This window comes from Beijerinckia mobilis, assembly GCF_000745425.1.
Classification (GTDB): Bacteria; Pseudomonadota; Alphaproteobacteria; order Rhizobiales; family Beijerinckiaceae; genus Beijerinckia; species Beijerinckia mobilis.
In genome coordinates, this window is sequence record NZ_JQJH01000050.1 from 1 (window position 1) to 1925 (window position 1925).

1 protein-coding gene is annotated in these 1925 nt (G+C 43.1%); it reads right to left on the minus strand.

The annotated features are described in order from the left end of the window. Positions 1–54: 54 nt before the first annotated feature. Positions 55–1431, minus strand: a complete 1377-nt coding sequence (locus DL88_RS21170) for a hypothetical protein (RefSeq protein ID WP_305953031.1) — start codon at positions 1429–1431, stop codon at positions 55–57. Between the last annotated feature and the right edge of the window lie 494 nt (positions 1432–1925).

Sequence of the window (1925 nt, forward strand, 5' to 3'; positions counted from 1 at the left end):
CCACTTTTTTTACACATTTATAGATATATATCAACCACAACGCCTTTATATTCATTATTCCCTATTTGGACAAGCATTCTTTTTATGCCCTATTTCACTACAATTACCACATTTAGGTAGGGCCCGTGCCTTCGGCGTTTGCGTATCTTGTGCTGGTGGCACTCGCGGACCTGGTATTGCCTGAAAGAATGCATTATGAGCTTCCTCGAGCTCCATTGCTTCTTGTACAGATAGACCGTTATCGTGAGCTATCCATCTAGTCGTACGAGTACGCTTTTTCTTCTGTACAGTATTCTCCTCACGTAGCTGCTTATTTTCTTGCTCAAGAAAGATGCCGTTTTGCATTGCGATTTGACAGCCTTTGATAAGCTGGTTTAGCGCAGTCTGTGACGGTGAAGGGGGACTTTTTGAGCGTCGTTTTAGAAAAGCTTTGATCGAAGCTGCTTGTTTATAAAGCTCGTCCACATTTACAGGTGTATGAGGACAAAAAATGCTTGCTTGACTGCTGCGGCTTGGAGGTGGTGTAGGTGTTCGAAGCTGAATATTAAGCTTTGACAGTACTGGTTCAGGATTAAAAGGCACTAATCCTGCTGCTCGGAAGCTATTTCGAATTGTCTCTGATTGGAATGCATCGGTACGAGCTTGTGGATAAGCTGTAAGAAAATCAAGTTTGTCGATATGGTTAATCCCAAGTCGTATTTTCTGGCCAACTAAACCACCATATGCACGTTTTAAAACCGCAAAACATCCAATATCAAGTGGTTGTAGAAGATGTGAGGAATGTGCAGGCATACATATTGGTATAATATTATGATCTGCACATATTTGATCAAATTCTGGTGTAAGATGACTTCCATGTCCATCAAGAACTAAAAGTCGGTATCTGCCATGTGTACGGCTATTTGTTGATGGAATAAATTGTTTTTGAAGCCAGCGAAGACTTATTTTGTCAGATGTCCATCCATTTGCGCTAACTTCAAAGCGCCAATTGTATGGAAGCTCTTTAAACCATGCTTGATTATATTGCTTGCCCTTAAAGATAAGTGTTGGTGGAAGAGCCCATCCTGAAGCACTGATTGATTCAATTGCAGTTACCCATTCACGATTTCCTGGCTGTAAAACTGATCTTCGACCATAGTATTCTGATCGAGCAATCACTTTATGAGTCGCACAGAGACCCATTGCGAAACCAGTTTCATCAAAATTATAGATATCATCCGCAAGAATACCATATTGCTGAATTGTGGTTTGAACAAGATTAAACCACTCTTGGATAATCTTTGGATTCTCTTGTAATGCTCGCTGGTAATCATATCGTCGTGAAAAGCGAGATTTAAGCTCTGGATGACGTTGGATAAAATTATATACCCATTTTTCGCCGACAGTTTGTATCGGAGTAGAACCACGCTTTGCAAGAAGCAAATTGGCCATTTCTCGTACGTGAGCCTGTGTAGGGGCGGCTCCACGTCGATCTAGCGATAGTATCCGCTGTTGAAGTAGTTCCTCTTCAATTTGTGTCAATTTATGAGAATTTGCGCGAGATTCAGCACGGTTAATGGTACCACGAAGCCGACGCGCGAGCGTACAACGGTTAACGTGGAATTGATCCGCAGCCCGTCGTATAGAGCTTATTTCTTTGCTTTTAATAGCTTCTATTGCAAGCAAAAGGCGACCTTCTTGCTGGATCGAATCCTGGCGAGATCGGACCTGATTTGGAGGCATGGTGGTGGATAGAAGATAGATGAACGCGGTAGGACGCGAAAAAGTGGTTGGGTGGCTCACTCGCTTACATGGCTCACTCGCTTACCGACCACGTTAATACTTCGACACCTTAACACTTTATTGCCTTATTGCCTTCGCGCCTTAGTGCCCTGCTTAGTCATAAACCGAGTCAGCTGACAAGCGGGGCTTGGACCCTTTTTCCC

What these genes read in the sequence shown, in the direction of transcription:
- DL88_RS21170 (WP_305953031.1), bottom strand. Translation starts at nt 1,431, where the DNA reads ATGGCCAATTTGCTTCTTGCAAAGCGTGGTTCTACTCCGATACAAACT.